Source organism: Nonomuraea sp. 10N515B (assembly GCF_052245915.1).
Lineage (GTDB): Bacteria > Actinomycetota > Actinomycetes > Streptosporangiales > Streptosporangiaceae > Nonomuraea.
Genome location: NZ_JBQQBQ010000062.1, coordinates 38,450 through 54,456, shown reverse-complemented (window position 1 = coordinate 54,456; position 16,007 = coordinate 38,450). Strand labels below are relative to the sequence as shown.

Annotated in this window: 13 protein-coding genes and 1 rRNA gene; 7 read left to right on the top strand and 7 right to left on the bottom strand. The window is 69.0% G+C overall.

Annotated features, from left to right (window positions below):
- Positions 1-107: ribosomal RNA gene (gene rrf, locus ACTWQA_RS48430) — 5S ribosomal RNA — on the top strand; the annotation flags it as partial.
- Between the two features lie 145 nt (positions 108-252).
- Here rrf and iscB read toward each other — a convergent pair.
- On the bottom strand, positions 253-1,602 hold the full coding sequence (iscB, locus tag ACTWQA_RS48425) for an RNA-guided endonuclease IscB (protein WP_443165606.1): 1,350 nt from the start codon (positions 1,600-1,602) through the stop codon (positions 253-255).
- A gap of 306 nt (positions 1,603-1,908) precedes the next feature.
- On the opposite strand from iscB, the gene ACTWQA_RS48420 reads away from it, so the two are divergent.
- A complete protein-coding gene (locus tag ACTWQA_RS48420) occupies positions 1,909-2,130 on the top strand; it encodes an Lrp/AsnC ligand binding domain-containing protein (RefSeq protein WP_443165609.1) in 222 nt (73 codons plus the stop codon).
- A 124-nt stretch (positions 2,131-2,254) separates the two neighbouring features.
- On the opposite strand, the gene ACTWQA_RS48415 is transcribed toward ACTWQA_RS48420, so the two are convergent.
- A complete protein-coding gene (locus ACTWQA_RS48415; RefSeq protein ID WP_443165605.1) occupies positions 2,255-3,733 on the bottom strand; it encodes a phosphodiester glycosidase family protein in 1,479 nt (492 codons plus the stop codon).
- A gap of 263 nt (positions 3,734-3,996) precedes the next feature.
- On the opposite strand from ACTWQA_RS48415, the gene trpS reads away from it, so the two are divergent.
- On the top strand, positions 3,997-4,959 hold the full coding sequence (gene trpS / locus ACTWQA_RS48410) for a tryptophan--tRNA ligase (protein WP_443165604.1): 963 nt from the start codon (positions 3,997-3,999) through the stop codon (positions 4,957-4,959).
- A 65-nt stretch (positions 4,960-5,024) separates the two neighbouring features.
- Here the strand turns inward: trpS and ACTWQA_RS48405 are convergent, their stop codons facing one another.
- Genes ACTWQA_RS48405 through ACTWQA_RS48390 form a run of 4 tightly spaced genes read right to left on the bottom strand, consistent with a single transcriptional unit; the run spans position 5,025 to position 9,444 of the window.
- Positions 5,025-5,399 carry a cupin domain-containing protein gene (locus tag ACTWQA_RS48405; protein ID WP_327584715.1) on the bottom strand — a complete coding sequence of 125 codons (375 nt, stop codon included), beginning with the start codon at positions 5,397-5,399 and terminating at the stop codon, positions 5,025-5,027.
- A gap of 27 nt (positions 5,400-5,426) precedes the next feature.
- Positions 5,427-7,043: a PucR family transcriptional regulator gene (locus tag ACTWQA_RS48400; RefSeq protein WP_443165603.1), complete on the bottom strand. Its 1,617-nt coding sequence runs from the start codon at positions 7,041-7,043 to the stop codon at positions 5,427-5,429.
- Between the two features lie 57 nt (positions 7,044-7,100).
- Positions 7,101-8,729 carry an AMP-binding protein gene (locus tag ACTWQA_RS48395; protein ID WP_443165602.1) on the bottom strand — a complete coding sequence of 543 codons (1,629 nt, stop codon included), beginning with the start codon at positions 8,727-8,729 and terminating at the stop codon, positions 7,101-7,103.
- A gap of 13 nt (positions 8,730-8,742) precedes the next feature.
- Complete coding sequence (locus ACTWQA_RS48390) at positions 8,743-9,444, bottom strand: TetR/AcrR family transcriptional regulator (protein WP_443165601.1); 702 nt, start codon at positions 9,442-9,444, stop codon at positions 8,743-8,745.
- A gap of 55 nt (positions 9,445-9,499) precedes the next feature.
- Between ACTWQA_RS48390 and ACTWQA_RS48385 the strand changes: the two genes are divergently transcribed.
- Entirely contained in the window at positions 9,500-10,948 is a 1,449-nt protein-coding gene (locus tag ACTWQA_RS48385) for an MFS transporter (RefSeq protein ID WP_443165600.1), read from the top strand.
- On the opposite strand, the gene ACTWQA_RS48380 is transcribed toward ACTWQA_RS48385, so the two are convergent.
- Positions 10,945-11,643 carry an alternative oxidase gene (locus ACTWQA_RS48380; RefSeq protein WP_443165599.1) on the bottom strand — a complete coding sequence of 233 codons (699 nt, stop codon included), beginning with the start codon at positions 11,641-11,643 and terminating at the stop codon, positions 10,945-10,947. The two genes, ACTWQA_RS48385 and ACTWQA_RS48380, sit on opposite strands and share 4 nt — an antisense overlap.
- Positions 11,644-11,879: 236 nt before the next feature.
- Between ACTWQA_RS48380 and ACTWQA_RS48375 the strand changes: the two genes are divergently transcribed.
- The 3 genes from ACTWQA_RS48375 to ACTWQA_RS48365 all read left to right on the top strand — a co-directional run bounded on the left by ACTWQA_RS48375 (position 11,880) and on the right by ACTWQA_RS48365 (position 15,896).
- On the top strand, positions 11,880-13,160 hold the full coding sequence (locus ACTWQA_RS48375; RefSeq protein WP_327584709.1) for an aspartate aminotransferase family protein: 1,281 nt from the start codon (positions 11,880-11,882) through the stop codon (positions 13,158-13,160).
- Positions 13,157-14,665, top strand: coding sequence for a CoA-acylating methylmalonate-semialdehyde dehydrogenase (locus ACTWQA_RS48370; RefSeq protein ID WP_443165598.1), 1,509 nt, complete (start codon positions 13,157-13,159; stop codon positions 14,663-14,665). The genes ACTWQA_RS48375 and ACTWQA_RS48370 overlap by 4 nt, the downstream gene beginning before the upstream one ends.
- A 73-nt stretch (positions 14,666-14,738) precedes the next feature.
- A complete protein-coding gene (locus ACTWQA_RS48365; RefSeq protein WP_443165597.1) occupies positions 14,739-15,896 on the top strand; it encodes an extracellular solute-binding protein in 1,158 nt (385 codons plus the stop codon).
- Positions 15,897-16,007: the final 111 nt, after the last annotated feature.

The following is a 16,007-nucleotide window of genomic DNA, read 5'->3' as shown; positions in this document are numbered from 1 at the left end:
ATGGCGGGAAGGAAACACCCGGTTACATTCCGAACCCGGAAGTTAAGCTTCCCCGCGCCGATGGTACTGCACTCGGGAGGGTGTGGGAGAGTAGGTCACCGCCGGACAATCTTTATAGGAAGGGCCCCGACACGTCAGGTGTCGGGGCCCTTCGTCGTTCACTCATGAGCGTAGATATTTCGGTCTTCCAGGTGGAGATGGAGCGGGCTTCCGCAGGGCCAAGGCAGGAGGAGCGATTCGCTGTCAGGGTGCTCACCGGTATTCTTCGTTCTTGGTCGTGTAAGCGTAGCCGTCGGCTCGCTGGAGCAAATGCAGATGCTTGTGTGAGGTCTTCACGAGACCACCGGCTGTCTGCACAGTGTGGCTGCCGGAGGTTCGAACGGCGACCCGGCCGGTATGCGATCCAGCGTGCTTGCCCTTCGGCACGGTCGCGCGCACGAGATCCCCGGTCTGGAACCCGTGGATCAGCTTGGTGCGGGGTAGACGCAGCCGGGGAAAGCCGAAGGCGTCGGTGCGGGTCCGACGATACGAGCCGCGCCCCGTGGCCGCAACGATGAGGACCTGGCTTGGCCACGAGACCACGTGATCGAGTTCACCCACGTGGAGGGCGTCCAGAGTGTGGGATTTGGGAGCTCCAGTACGATCGCGGTTCCATTTGGTGCGGCCACCGCTCCCATGGTGCACGGGCAGGCCGGTCGCCGCCAACGCGGTGTGGAGTGCCCAGCGTGTGGCGTTGACGGCGGCGGCGTCCCGCAGCGACGCTTTGGCTTGGGCCAATAGCCGAGCCAGCACTGCTGGGCGGTCGGCGAGGAAGTCGGTGACGGGCCTGCTGTTCTTGGCCTGGTTGCACGGCACACATGCCAGGCACAGGTTGCTGATCCGATCCGAGCCGCCCTTGGAGCGGGGCTGGATGTGGTCGATGTTCAACGGGGTGTTGCTCGCCGCGCAGTAGGCGCAGGCTCGCCCCCATTTCTCGAGCAGATACTCGCGAACCTCATAGCTGTACAGGGTCCCATGCTGGTACTCAGTACCCTGCAGCATCTTTCCCGCGGCCAGGGCGTGGGTGTCGAAGCGTACGGTCTCCACGTGGATTGCCCGCACGGGGGCAAGGTGGCGCAGCCGCTGCACCCAGCTCATCACGGTGTGCACGCGATGCCGCAAGCTCGGCGGCACCCACCCCTGCGGGCGGGTGCGGTTGGCGAACCGGGGAGCGCGGTAGCGCAGGTTGCGCGACCGCCTGCCGCGCCGGTAGGCGGCCCGAGCCGTGAGCCTGTCGCGGATCTTGCCGCCGCGGTGGTCGAGTTGGATGCCGAACAGTCCATGGCGGGTGCCGTCGTGGGTGCGAAACAGGCTGATGCCGGTGTGCCTACTGCCCTGATCGACGGCGACCTCCACGCCCTCGACCTCGGACTGTTCGGCGGTGCGGTCTTTCAGACGGATGACGAAGGGGGTGTGGCGGGCAACCACCGCGCGCCCCGACTCCAGGAGCTTGCGGGCGCGGGCGGGGTGGCACGGATCCAGCGGCGTGCCGTCCGTTGCCAGGACGAACACGCGGGGTGCGGTCTCACGACCGGCTTCTCCCCTTGTGGGGGTGACGCCCACGCCGCCAGGTGAGGCGGAGCGGGTCTCCCCTCGACCATGTTGGGCACTCCGCTGCCCGAAGGCGTCCGCGCCCCGTTTCGTCCCTGCTCCAGGGTTGTCTGCCGACGCGGATTCCAGGGTCCGCCGCTGAGGAAGCACGGCGGAGTGGATCTGCTGACGTGTGCCCAACGTAGCCACCAAGGTCACCTCCTTGTGCGTGGTGGCTGGGTCTGGTCACTCCGGCCCGTCCCCAATCAGGGGGACAGGGCCCCGGCCTTCAGACTGGGGAGCGAGTGACGAGGTACGAGGATCACTTGACAACTATGCCTGAGTTTCGAGCGTCAGGTGGCCGGCATGCCGGAGGTAGTGGAGGCGCATCGGCTGTTCGGCGACCCCGACTTCCTGCTGCGCGTGGCCGTGGCTGACCTGGCCGCCTATGAGCGGTTCTACTCCGAGACCCTCTCCGGGCTGCCGGGCGTGGCGCAGGTGACCTCACATGTGGCGATGAAGGCGATAAAGCCGGACATAGGGCTGCCGGTAGCCCCGTGAGCGAGGCCGCAAGGGGTGCGCTCCGCACGTGGGACTGCCGATAACTCCGTGAGCGGGGTACGGGGCCCGCGGACGTTCACACGGGCCCCGTACCAACGTGCTCCGGCGAGCTAGTGGATCAGGATTATTGCGGCAGGACCAGCAGCGCGTCGCCCACGGCGCGCTCCGCCCCGTCCGACGGCCGGTTGACCAGCTTGTTGCCGACGACCATCGCCGTCGACCCGCCGCCGTCCAGGTTGATGGCCTGCCGCGCGCCCAGCCACCGCATGAACTGAGCCGCCTCGTGGAAGTTCGCCCCCACGGTGACCCCAGGCTGCCGGCCGTCGATGGTGGCCAGGATCAGGCTGCCGTTCCTGGTGACCCCGAGCAGGGTACGCGGGTGGCGGCGCAGGATCATGTTCATGGAGTCGTGGCCGTCGAGCTTGGCGGTGATCTTCACCTGGCCGTTCCTGACGAGGCCGACGCCGCCCGCGACCACGTGCAGGTCCGGGGTCAGCTCGAGGGCCTTCTTGGTACGCAGGTCCACGACCTTGGTGTCGACCTTGACCGTCCAGTCCTGCCAGGCGTGCTGGTTGAGCCATTCGCCGGCCACGCCGTTGCCGTGCAGCACCCGTGTGCCCTTGGCCACCGCCGCGCCCGAGACCCGCACGCCGATGACCTTGCCGTTGGCGTCCATGACGACGTCGGTGCCGCCGGCGGGCGTGTTGGCTCCGTACTCCTCCGTGTACAGCACCAGCTCGTCCACCGCGGCGGCCCGGTTGATGCCGCCGATGACCGACCGCTCGCCGTCCTGCGAGATCGCCGTGACCCTCGTCTCCAGCTCAGTGATCTTGGCGGTGCGGCCCTTGAGCACCACGGCCGAACGACCGGGCACGGCCTCGCTCAGCAGCCGGCCGCCCACCACAGAGGCACCGAGGGGCTCGCCGCGCAGTTCCTTGGCGGTGTGGATGTTGAAGAAGCCGCCGTTGACCCCGACCACGGCCTTGGCGGCCTTGGTCATGGACGAGACGGTCTCCCGCTTGGCGACGCTGGTGCCGAGCGAGGCGGCGTACGAGCCGCGGAAGGTCGCGGCGTCGATCATGACGACCTTGACGTTCCACGGGCCGGTGGTCTTGAACCCGTCGTCGCCGAGGTAGTCGACCTTGACCTTCAGCCCCGCGTCCGCGAACTTCTTGGCCGCCTTATCGGCCTTCTTCTTGTCCTTGAGCGGCCAGAGGCCGACCCGGACCATGTACTCGGTCTTGGCGGGCGAGTCGGCCACGGCGGGCCGGACGATCTCCTGCAGGCTGGGGGTCTCCCCGATGGCCTCCACCTCGGCGACCTTGGTCTCGGCGTTCGGGAGCGTGCCCGAGTCGCGGCCGTTCGGCATCAGCACGGTCAGGGTGTAGCCGTCGGTCGAGGTGCCCGCCTTCACGTCGTAGAGGTCGATCCCCTGTGTCACGGCGGTCATGGTCTTGGTCGGCACGGGCCTTGCGCCCAGCGGGAACCTGGCCGACGGGAACTTCACCGACACCTGCTCCGCCGCGACCGAGGCGGCGGGCAGGGTGGTGACAGTGATCGCCGCGGCTATGGCCAGGCCGCCGGCGATGGTGCGTCGAGACATGAACTCTCCAGAGGGCAGTAAAGGGACCGCACCATAGTGGCGAGATCATGGTCGCCGGGGCAGGCGAACACGCTAAACAAATGCAGGGGTTACGGAATTGACATCACTTGTGGATACAATTTGTGTATGACACGCATCTGCATGTGGTGGCGGCCGACAGACGGCCGCTGATTTCGCATGCGTGGGCCGTCTCCGGGACGGCCCTTCGGATATGTGTGCGGGTCCTCTCCGAGACGGCATCGACCTCAAAGGAGAAGACCCTCATGAATGACGTGGTGCTCACGGGCGATCGCCCGACCGGCCGGCTGCATCTGGGCCACTACTTCGGCTCGCTGGCCAACCGCGTGAAACTGCAGCACGCCTACCCGATGTACGTCCTGGTCGCCGACTACCAGGTGATCACCGATCGTGACCTGCCCGGCCAGATCCAGCGCAACATCACCGATCTACTGCTCGACTACCTGGCCGTCGGGCTGGACCCGGCCAAGGTGACGGTCTTCCAGCACAGCGCGATCCCGGAGCTCAACCAGCTGCTGCTGCCGTTCCTGAGCCTGGTGTCGGTGGCCGAGTTGCGCCGCAACCCGACGGTGAAGGACGAGATCGCGCACAGCTCGCAACAGGCGGTCAGCGGCCTGATGTTCACCTATCCGGTGCATCAGGCGGCCGACATTCTGTTCTGCAAGGGCACGCTCGTGCCCGTCGGCAAGGACCAGCTGCCGCACGTCGAGGTGACGCGGCTGGTGGCGCGCCGCTTCAACGAGCGCTACGCCGAGGTGTTCCCGCTACCGGAGGCGATGCTGGGCGAGCGGCCGCTGCTCAAAGGGCTCGACGGGGGCAAGATGAGCAAGAGCCGCGGCAACGCGATCGACCTGGCGGCCACCGAGGACGAGACGGCCGCGCTGATCCGTAAGGCGCGCACCGACTCCGACCGGCTGATCACCTACGACGAGACGCACCGCCCCGAGGTGGCGAACCTGCTCACGCTGGCGGGCCTCTGCCTGGACCGTCCGCCGCAGGACATCGCCGACGATATCGGGTACGGCGGCGCCGCCGCGCTCAAGCGCCTTGTCACCGAGGCGGTCAACGAGTTCCTGCGGCCGATCAGGCGACGCCGCGGCGAGCACACTGAGGCCGACGTCAGGCAGATCCTGGCCGTGGGCAACGAGCGTGCTCGCGAACGCGCGGTCCGTAGCCTCGACGAGGTCAGGGAGGCTATGGGCTTTTGACGGCGGCGGCACCCTGCCGCCGGCCGCGACCCGGTAGTTGAGGTCCAGGAGGTCGAGCACGGAGCCTAACGGGTCTGATAGACCTTGCGCAGCGTCTCGTGCACGATCCACGTGGTCCTGGCGCCCTCGGCCAGCAAGCACACGTCTCCAGGGCTGACCTCGATCGTGGTGCCGCCTTCGACGGCGATCGTGGCACGGCCCGACAGCACCACGAAGATCTCGTCCCGCTCCACGTCCGTGACGACGCCCGGGGTGATCTCCCAGATGCCCCGGCCGCCACCGAGCTCCAGAGACGACGTGGCGGGATCGCCCGCGACGATCTGCTCGGGATCGAGCTCATCCGGGGTCAGCCGCACGTCATGGACAGGCACGGAGAACGCACCCGCGGTGGCGAGCATGCGGCCGAGGTCGGCCAGGTCCGGCATCAACACGTCAGACATATCGCCCATTCCAACACATCTGCGCGGTCAACGGCTCTCCCGGCGGAAGGACTCGAGCGCCAGCAGGGCCACATGGAGCGACAGGCACGACTCGACGTCGTCGAGGTCGGTGTCGAGAATGCGCTCGAGGCGGCGCAGGCGATCGTAGAAGGCGGGCCTGGACAAATGAGCCTTCTGCGCGGCCACGGCCTTGTTGCGGCCCGCGTCCAGATAGGTGCGGAGGATCCGGGTGAGGTCGCCGCCCCGCTGCGCGTCGTGGGCCAGCAGCGGTCCCAGCTCCCGCTCGGCGAACGTCTGCAGCCGCGCGTCGTCGCGCAGCAGGTGCAGCAGGCCGCGCAGGCGCAGGTCGGGCAGCCGGTAGAAGGCGCGGCCGTCCGGCTGGCGGACCGCCACGTCGGCCACCTGCTCGGCCTCGAGGAAGCTGCGGCGCACGTCCCTGATCGACTCCACCACCGAGCCGGCCGCGAGCACGAACGCCGATCCTGGCCGCCACAACATGCGCAGCCGCTCGGCCAGCGCCGTCAGGGCGGCCTCGGCCTGCGTTCGCGGCGGCAGCGGCAGTAATACGCCCACACGTTCCTGGTCGAGCGCCCCCACCAGGGCGGGCAGGCGGGCGTCACGACAGGCGCCGGCGGTGGCCTCGGCCAGCTCGCCCAGCTGTGCCTGGCCGTCCAGGGCCTGGTCGGCGAGGTCGGTCGGCCTGATGACCACGCTGACCAGCTTGCGTCCCGTCAGTGGCACGCCGACCGCGCGGGCGCGCGCGGCGGCCTCGTCGGGGTCGGAGTAGGCGTGGGTCAGGATGCCGGTGATGATCGTGCCGTGGGCCTGGCGCTCCAGCGACTCCTGATGGCGTTCCAGCAGCCGGCCCAGGGCGAGCGTAGTGGCGGCCCGCTCGGCCAGCACCAGGTCGCGCGGTGACGGCGCCGCGTCGCAGATCAGGATCAGCCTGCCCCAGTCCTGCCCCCGGGCCCCGACCGTGGTGACCAGCCAGCCGGAGGCCGGGTCGTACGCGGTGCGCTCGACCGGGGCCACCGCCCGCGACCTGGTCTCCCACCCGGCCAGCAGCGTGCCCGTGTCGCGCCCCGCGGACTCGCAGGCCAGCACCTGGTGCGCGAGGTTCTCCAGCAGCACCGGACGGTTCGACAGCCGGGCCACCTGGGCGAGCACCTCGGTCGGCGAGGCGCCCTCGACCGACAGCTCGGTGAAGACCTCGTGGAGCTGCTCGGAGGCTCGCAGCTCCTCCAGCTGGATGTCGATGATCCGGGCGTGCACGGACTCGGTGATCTGCACGAACGGGGTTTCCCTGGTCAGCACGATGACGGGCAGCCCGTGTTCCTCGGCCGACTTGACCACCGCGCGCGGCAGCTCCCGTACGAACCTGCGGCCCAGCTCCACGACCAGGCCCGACGCGCCCACCGCGGACAGCGCGCCGATGTAGTCGGCGAGCTTCTCCGGGTCCTCGGGAAGCGCGACACCCGTGGTGAGCACCAGCTCGCCGCCGCGCAGCAGGCTGGCGATGTCGGCGATCTCGCCGACGTGCACCCATCGCACCTTCGTGTCCAGCCGGTCCCCGCCCGCGACCACTCGCGGGCCGCCCCGGCGAACGGTCTCCAGGGCAAGGACGTCGGCAATGGTGGGCAGCACGGGCCAGAGCCTAGCCGATCAATCTGTAAGAACGGCTATACAGACATTTACGCTGTGTCAGGAATTAAGATCTTCTTCGCGGTACTCCAGCCGGGGCTCCCGCACCCGAAGCTCGACCCGGCGGATCTTGCCGGAGATCGTCTTGGGCAGCTCGCCGAACTCCAGCCGCCGCACCCGTTTGTACGGCGCCAGCTCCCGCCGGCAGTGCTCGAAGATCGACCGGGCGGTCTCCTCGTCGGCCTCGAACCCCGGTGCGAGCGTCACGTACGCCTTCGGCACCGCCAGCCGCACCGGGTCGGGGGCGGGCACCACGGCCGCCTCCGCGACGGCGGCATGCTCCAGCAGCACGCTCTCCAGCTCGAACGGCGAGATGCGGTAGTCGGAGGCCTTGAAGACGTCGTCGGTCCGGCCGACGTAGGTGATGTAGCCGTCCTCGTCCCGGGTGGCGACGTCACCAGTGTGGTAGTAGCCGCCCCGCGTGGCTTCAGCCGATCCACCGACATATCCCGCCATGAGCCCCAGGGGGCGGCGCTCGTCCAGCGGCAGGCAGATCTCGCCGTCGTTCCCCGGCTCACCGCCGACCGGGTCGAGGAGCACGACGTCATAGCCGGGCAGTGGGCGTCCCATCGATCCGGATTTGACCGGCTCGTCGGGCGCGTTGCCGATTTGCGCGGTGGTCTCGGTCTGGCCGTAGCCGTCCCTGATCGTGATGCCCCACGCTTTGGCCACCTGGTCGATGATCTCCGGGTTGAGCGGCTCGCCGGCGGCCACGGCCGTCCGCAACGGCACCTTCCACGCCGCCAGGTCCTCCTGAATGAGCATCCGCCACACCGTCGGCGGCGCGCAGAACGTGGTGACCCGCTCGTCCCGCAACACCTCCAGCAGCGCCGGCGCGGAGAAACGCTGGTAGTCGTGGACCAGCACGGTCGCCCCGGCGTTCCACGGCGCGAACACGTTGCTCCACGCGTGTTTGGCCCACCCCGGCGAGGACACGTTGAGATGCACGTCGCCGGGCCGCACCCCGATCCAGAACATGGTCGACAGGTGCCCGGCCGGATAGGACGCGTGCGTGTGCTCGACCAGCTTGGGCTGGGACGTGGTGCCGGAGGTGAAGTAGAGCAGCAACGTGTCGCCCGCCGACGTCGGCGCGTCGGGGGTGAAGTCCTCCTGCGCCTCGTACGCCTCGTGGTACGGCAGCCAGTTGTAGGCGTCCCCCACAGCGATCTTCGTGAACTCCCCGGGGCCGAACTTGCCCGCGTCGGCGGCGTTCGCGATCACATGTGAGACGCCGCCGCGCTCGATGCGCTCGAGGAGGTCCTTGGCCGTCAGCAACGTCGTGGCCGGGATGATGACCGCGCCGAGCTTCATCGCGGCCAGCAGCGCCTCCCACAGCTCGGCCTGGTTGCCCAGCATGAGCAGGATCCGGTCGCCCCGGCGCACCCCCTGCTCGTGCAGCCAATTGGCGACCTGGTTGGAGCGGGCCGACAGTTCGGCGAAGGTGTAGGCGGCCTGGCTCGACCCCACGATCTTCAGCGCGACGGCGTCGGGCGTCTCGGCGGCCAGGACCCCGTCGAACCAGTCGAGCGCCCAGTTGAACCGGGCGAGCTCCGGCCAGCGGAAGTCGCGGCGCGCGGTAGCGGGGTCGGTGTGGAGGAGGAAGTCGCGGGCGGCACGGAAATCGTCCATGTCCCGGATCCTGCTACGTTGCCAGCCGCCGCTCAAGGCCGTCGAGCACCGACACCAGCCCGAAATCGAAGGCCACCGCGCGGACGGTGTTCGGGTCGTCGTACATTTCCAAGTTGGTGCGCTCGAGAATGTCGGGAAAGTCCTTGGCGGCCTTCCTGAGCGTCGCGCGCATCTCGTCCGGGTCGTATTCGTGACCGGCCATCGCGTTGTTCCAGGCGATCTCGGGGAGCGTCGTCCCGTAGACGTAGGCGGTGACCGTGGCGGCGGCGTAGTCGACGTCCATGCCCTGGAATCCGGCCGCCGCGAATATCTTGCGCATCCGGTCGGCCACCTGGATCGCTTGGGGGCCGAGGGCGGGCATCCGGCCAAGCAGGTCGGCCGACCACGGGTGGCGCAGCATCGCCGCGCGCATGCTGTAAGCCAGGACCGAGGTGGCCTCGCGCCAGCCCACGTCCTTGGGGTCGGGCACCTTCAGCTCGCCCCACATCTCGTCGTAGGCCAACTCGAGCAACTCGTCCTTGTTGGCGACGTACCAGTAGAGGCTGGTGGCGCCGGCGCTCAGTTTCGCGCCGAGCTTACGCATGCTCAGGCCGTCCAGGCCCTCCTCGTCCAGCAGCTCGATCGCCGCTCTGACGATCTCCTCGCGGCTGCGGCCCGGGCTCGTGGTCTTACGTGGATCGCGGGTCCAGACGGAGGTGAACTGCTTGGCGTTCATAACCTCAGGATAAAGGTACTCGCACACTGTGCGAGAGTTGTCGTACAGTGTGCGAGTGAACTCGAACGCTGTACGAGACCCCCGTCGCTGGTGGATCCTCGTCGTCCTGTGCTTGGCGCTGCTGGTCCTGGTGGTCGACAACACCGTGCTCAACCTCGCCATCCCCTCGCTGAACGAGGAAATGGGCGCGACCCCGTCGGACATCCAGTGGATCATCGATGCGTACGTGCTGGCCTACGCCGGGCTCCTGCTGACCTCGGGCAGCCTGTCCGACAAGTACGGCCGCCGCCGCTTCCTCATCATCGGCTTGGTGTTCTTCGGCGGCGCGTCCCTGCTGGCCGTGCTCGTCACCGAGCCCTGGCAGCTGATCGCCGCGCGGGGCCTGATGGGCATCGGCGGCTCGCTCGTCATGCCGTCCACCTTGTCGATCCTGATGACCGTGTTCGACGAGGGCGAGCGGCGCAAGGCGATGGCCGCCTGGAGCGCCGTGGCCCTGGTCGGCATGGTGTCGGGTCCGACCTTGGGCGGATTCATGCTGGAGCACTACTGGTGGGGCTCGGTCTTCCTGCTGAACGTCCCGATCGCAGCCGTCGCCATCGTGGCCGCGGTCGTCCTCATGCCCGAGAGCCGCAGCACCGGGCGGAAGATCGACCCGGTCGGCGTGGTGCTGTCGATCGTCGGCCTCACCGCCGCTGTCTACGTGATCATCGAGCGCGAGTGGAACATCCCCGTCATCGCGGTGGCCGTCATCGCTCTGGCCGCCTTCGTGGTCTGGGAGCGCACGCGGGAGCAGCCGATGCTGCCGCTTCACCTGTTCGCCAACCGCAACTTCAGCGGCGCGTCGTTCTCGATCCTGCTGATGGCCTTCGGCGCGGGCGCCGTGATGCTGATGCTCACCCAGTATCTCCAGTTCGTGCTGGGCTACGGGGAGATGCAGGCGGGCCTGGCCATGCTGCCCTACGCCGTGGCCGCCGCGATCTTCAACGGCGTGGGCGCCGGGCTCGGGCAGAAGGTGAGCAACCGGGTGCTGATCGGCGCCGGGTTGCTGCTGATGGCCGGGGGCTTCGTCGTCATGGCGATGACCACCGGATACCTGCCGCTGCTCACCGGGCTGGTGTTCATGGGGATCGGCGGCGGCCTGGCGGGCCCGTCCGCCTACGCCTCGCTCATGGGCGCCATCCCGATGGAGCACGCCGGCGTCGGCTCGGCGCTCAACGACACCGTCCAGCAGGTCGGCATGGCGCTGAGCATCGCCATCCTCGGCAGCGTGCTGGCCGGGCAGTACACCTCGCAGATGCCGGCCGAGCTGCCCGCCGAGGCCAGGGAGTCGATCGGGGCCGCCCACCTCCTGGGCTTCCCCGAGGCCGCCAACGAGGCCTTCACCTCCGCCATGCACCTCGGCTCATGGGTGGGCGCCGCGTTCTGCGTGGCCGCCGCGCTGCTCGCGATGACCGTGCTGCGCCCAGCTCAGCCCGTCGCGGTCCTCGAACCCGAGAAGGTCTAGCGGACACGGGGCTCCCGCATGCTCTCCAGGCTGTCGAGCTTGTGCGTGCGCTCGTCGTGGCCGATCTGCCTGAGCAGGTCGGCCACCGAGCGGTAGCGGCCGTACTCGGCGGCGTACGTGCCGGGGTCCGGGACGAAGTCCAGGTCGGGGTTCTCCGCCACGAACGTCATGTACTCGTGCTCGGCGTGGTCCTCGAACTCCGCGTTCAGCCGGTAGCTCCAGTCGGGCCTGACCAGGAACAACACCCAGGACACGTGGTAGTAGAAGAACGCGATCAGCCACGGCGCGGCCTTGTGCAGCAGCCAGGTCTGCCGCTGCCCGGCGCGCTGCACCAGGTCCTGCATGATCAGCAGATGCCACTGCTCGTTGTCCTGGTCGGCGCGGGCCTCCACGATCCGCTCGAAAACCCTCTTGGCCAGCGCCGAGCGGCCGGCGTGCCGGTGCACGGCCCAGTAGCCCATCCGCTCCCACGCCTGGTACGGCACCCGGGCGATGATCTCCAGCATGGCGAACTTCGTGTACGAGCCCTTCTTGCCGTACATGAGGTCCACGGGCTTGAACATCATCCTGGCCAGCAGGCTGTAGTTCATCCGCGGGGTGTCGAGGGTGTCCTGCTGGGCGCGGCGCAGCTGCTCGCGGTCGAGCTTGGGCGGTCCGGACGGGGCCTCGGGCCGGTGGTCCACGGTGATGGTCATCTCGATCTCTCCTTCTGTTCGGATGACCTGATCGTCGCCTAGAGACCTGCTCCGGGTCGTCGCCCGCCAGTGGTCATCTTCGATGCCTCCGGCGGCGTAGCCAAGCGGCCCGGCGTACATCGCCAGGCGCACGGGAAATCCCCTAAGGGGAGGATTTACAGGTTGTAACCCGATTTCGCCGCAAGCCGACAGTTTGCGGATAGGAGGACGAGGAACGGGACGGGATACTCGATAACATGTCGGAGCTTCTCGCGCGCCACCGGGCAGTGATGCCCAACTGGTTGGCACTCAACTACACCGAGCCCATCGAGATCGTCAGCGGCAAGGGCAACCGGGTCATCGACGCCGACGGCAAGAGCTACCTGGACTTCTTCGCCGGCATCCTGACCAACATGATCGGCTACGACGTGCCCGAGGTGCGCGAGGCCGTCGAGCGCCAGCTCGCCACCGGCGTGGTGCACACGAGCACCGTTTACCTACTGCGCGGCCAGATCGAGCTGGCCGAGAAGATCGCGCGGCTGTCCGGCATCCCCGACGCCAAGGTCTTCTTCACCAACTCCGGCACCGAGGCCAACGAGACGGCGCTGCTGCTGGCCACGTACGCGCGCAAGAGCGACCAGGTGCTCGCCATGCGGCAGAGCTACCACGGGCGCAGCTTCGGCGCGATCAGCGTCACCTCCAACCGGTCGTGGAAGAACAACTCGCTGTCCCCGCTCAACGTGCACTTCCTGCACGGCGCCGACCGCCACCTGACGCAGTTCAAGGGGCTGTCGGACGCGGACTACATCGCCGCCTGCGTGGACGACCTGCGGCACGTGCTGGCCACCGCGGTCTCCAACGACGTGGCCGCGCTGATCGCCGAGCCGATCCAGGGCGTGGGCGGGTTCACGATGGCGCCCGACGGGCTGTTCGCCGCGTACAAGGAGGTCCTCGACGAGCAGGGCATCCTGTTCATCTCCGACGAGGTGCAGACCGGCTGGGGGCGCACCGGCAGCGCGTTCTTCGGCATCGAGAACCACGGCGTCACCCCCGACATGATCACGTTCGCCAAGGGGCTGGGCAACGGCTTCGCCGTGGGCGGCATCGTGGCCCGGGGCGACCTGATGGACGGCCCGCACGCGGTGGGCCTGTCCACGTTCGGCGGCAACCCGATCTCCATGGCCGCCGCCAACGCCACCCTCGACTACGTGCTCGACCACGACCTGCAGGCCAACGCCGCGCGGACCGGTGAGATCATCATCCGCGGGCTGCGCGAGGCCGCCCATCGGCTGCCCATCGTCAAGGGCGTGCGCGGCAAGGGCCTCATGTTCGCCGTCGAGCTGGAGAGCCCCGCCCAGGCGGCCAGGTTCATGGAGGAGACCAAGAGGGCCGGGCTGCTGGCCGGCAAGGGCGGCCTCTACGGCACCGCCATCCGCATGGCCCCGCCCCTCACCCTCACGGTGGACGAGGCCGTCGAGGGCCTCGGCATCATCGTCACCGCCCTCGAGACCATCAACGCGGAGGCGGCAGCACAGTGAAGACCGTCAACCACTGGATCAACGGGGCGCTGCTAGGGGAGGGCTCCGGCCGTACCGCCGAGCTGTTCAACCCCGCCACGGGCGAGGTCTCCGGGCACGTCGCGCTCGCCTCGGCGGCCGACGTCGACGCGGCCGTGGCGGCCGCCGTCGCCGCCTTCCCCGCCTGGCGGGACGCGTCGCTGGTCAAGCGGTCCCAGGTGCTCTTCCGCTTCCGCGAGCTCATGTACGCCCACCGCGACGAGCTGGCCGCCCTGATCTCCTCCGAGCACGGCAAGGTGCACTCCGACGCGCTCGGCGAGGTCGCCCGCGGCCTGGAGGTCGTGGAGTTTGCCTGCGGCATCCCGCACCTGCTCAAGGGCGGCTACTCCGAAGGCGTCTCGACCCGGGTCGACTCCTACTCGATCCGCCAGCCGCTCGGGGTCGTGGCCGGCATCACGCCGTTCAACTTCCCCGCCATGGTGCCGATGTGGATGTACCCGATCGCGATCGCCTGCGGGAACACCTTCATCCTCAAGCCGTCGGAGAAAGACCCCTCCGCGTCGCTGCTCATGGCGCGCCTCTGGCAGGAGGCCGGGCTGCCCGACGGCGTGTTCAACGTCGTGCAGGGAGACAAGGTCGCCGTCGACCGGCTGCTCGAGCACCCCGACGTGCGGGGCGTGTCGTTCGTCGGCTCCACCCCGATCGCCAGATACGTCTACGAGACCGGCACCGCGCACGGCAAGCGCGTGCAGGCCCTCGGCGGCGCCAAGAACCACATGCTCGTGCTCCCGGACGCCGACCTCGACCTGGTGGCGGACTCGGCGGTGTCCGCAGGGTTCGGCTCGGCGGGGGAGCGGTGCATGGCGATCTCCGTCGTGCTGGCCGTGGACCCGATCGGCGACGAGCTCGTCCAGAAGATCGTGGAGCGGGTCGACAAGCTCGTGATCGGACCTGGCGACGACCCGAAGTCCGAGATGGGGCCGCTGGTCACCGCGGCGCACCGCGACAAAGTCGCCTCCTATCTGGACCTCGGCGTCGAAGAGGGCGCCAAGCTGGTCGTGGACGGCCGCGAGACGCCCGTGCTCGGCGGTGGCAAGGCGGCCGGCGCGCCCGGCTTCTGGCTCGGCCCGACGGTGCTCGACCACGTGCCCGCCGGCTCGCGCACGCACACGGACGAGATCTTCGGCCCGGTCCTGTCGATCGTGCGCGTCAGTTCGTACGAGGAGGGGCTGGAGGTCATCAACGGCGGCGTCTACGGCAACGGCACCGCGATCTTCACCAACGACGGCGGCGCGGCCCGGCGGTTCCAGAACGAGGTCGAGGTCGGCATGGTCGGCATCAACGTGCCCATCCCGGTGCCGATGGCCTTCTATAGCTTCGGCGGCTGGAAGTCCTCGCTCTTCGGCGACACGCACGTGCACGGCACCGAGGGCGTGCACTTCTACACCCGCGGCAAGGTCATCACCTCCCGCTGGCTCGACCCCTCCCACGGAGGGGTGAGCCTGGGGTTCCCCACGAACAGCTGAACGGCCGGGAGGCGCACGCCCTTCCGGCCTCAGTCCCCGGTAAGCTCCCAGGCACCGGACAGAGGGGGACATCGTGCATCGCCGCCGTACGTATGCCTTGGCGCTCGCCGCATCGGCGCTGGTCGCCGGCATGGGCGCGGCGGCCCCCAAGCCCACACCTACCCCCACCCCCACGGCAACGCCCACGCCCACGGCCACGCAGAGCGACGGCACGCTGCAGATCCTCACCTACCGCGGCTACGCCGAGTACGGCGGCGTCAGCCCCCAGGTCAACTGGGTGGGCTCGTTCGAGAAGGAGACCGGCTGCCGGATCGCCAAGCTCGACACCGTGCAGACCGCCGACGACATGGCCCGCATGATGAACGAGCGGCCCTACGACCTCGTCTCCGCCGGGCCCGCGCTGGCGGGCGACCTCATCGCGGCCAAGAAGGTGCAGCCCATCGACCCGGCCAAGGTCAGCGGCTACGAGGACATCGACGAGCGCTTCCGCGACATGATGACGGTGCCGGGCACGTCGGGCTCGGGCACGTCGGGCTCGGGCACCTCGGACAAGGTCTACGGGGTGCCCTACCTTTGGGGATACCACGAGTTCATCTACGATCCGGCCAAGGTCAAGGGCGAGCTGAAGGAGGCCTTCTCCTCCGAGCGGACGGCACTGAAGGACAGCCCGCTGACCATCGCCGACGCCGCCCTGGCCACCGGGGACGGCGAGAAGCCGTTCGAGCTGAGCAAGGACCAGCTCGAACGGGCGACGGCGCTGCTGGAGGGGGTGAAGGAGCGGACCTACTGGGCGAGCCCCATCGATCTGGTCAAGGGGTTCGCCACCGGTTCGCTGGATTACGCGCAGGCCACTCCTTACTATCGCCTGCTCCTGCAGAAGGCCGGGCTGCCGGTCAAGGCCCTCGACACGCGTGAGACCACCGGATGGGTCGACTCCTGGATGCTCGGCGCTGGCGTGCCCGACACCACCTGCGCCTATCGGTGGCTCACCTGGATGACCGCGCCCAACGCGCAGCGCGACGCCGCCGCGTGGGCGGGGCTGGCGCCGGCCAATGACAAGGCGTGCAAGGGGCGGGCCAAGTCCGTGTGCGAGCTGTACGGGGTCGGCAAGCCCAAGCGCATCGACCGCGTGGCGTTCGCCGTGCGGCCGCCCGGGGATTGCCGCGCGGAAGACGGGGAATGCCCTGACTATGCCGCCTGGTCCAAATGGTGGCAGGAACTCGTCAAGTGAGCCAAGGGCGTGGGGGTCGCTGACCTCCACGTGATCCGGCCACGGGTCCGCCCTCGTCCCCCGCTGGGCGCGGCCCGAAGAGGCGCCCCGGGCCTTCCCCCTGTCCCGGGG

Coding starts and splice junctions, on each gene's coding strand:
- ACTWQA_RS48415 (WP_443165605.1), bottom strand. CDS start 3,733: ATGTCTCGACGCACCATCGCCGGCGGCCTGGCCATAGCCGCGGCGATC.
- ACTWQA_RS48395 (WP_443165602.1), bottom strand. CDS start 8,729: ATGGACGATTTCCGTGCCGCCCGCGACTTCCTCCTCCACACCGACCCC.
- trpS (WP_443165604.1), top strand. CDS start 3,997: ATGAATGACGTGGTGCTCACGGGCGATCGCCCGACCGGCCGGCTGCAT.
- ACTWQA_RS48380 (WP_443165599.1), bottom strand. CDS start 11,643: ATGACCATCACCGTGGACCACCGGCCCGAGGCCCCGTCCGGACCGCCC.
- ACTWQA_RS48375 (WP_327584709.1), top strand. CDS start 11,880: ATGTCGGAGCTTCTCGCGCGCCACCGGGCAGTGATGCCCAACTGGTTG.
- ACTWQA_RS48405 (WP_327584715.1), bottom strand. CDS start 5,399: ATGTCTGACGTGTTGATGCCGGACCTGGCCGACCTCGGCCGCATGCTC.
- ACTWQA_RS48390 (WP_443165601.1), bottom strand. CDS start 9,444: ATGAACGCCAAGCAGTTCACCTCCGTCTGGACCCGCGATCCACGTAAG.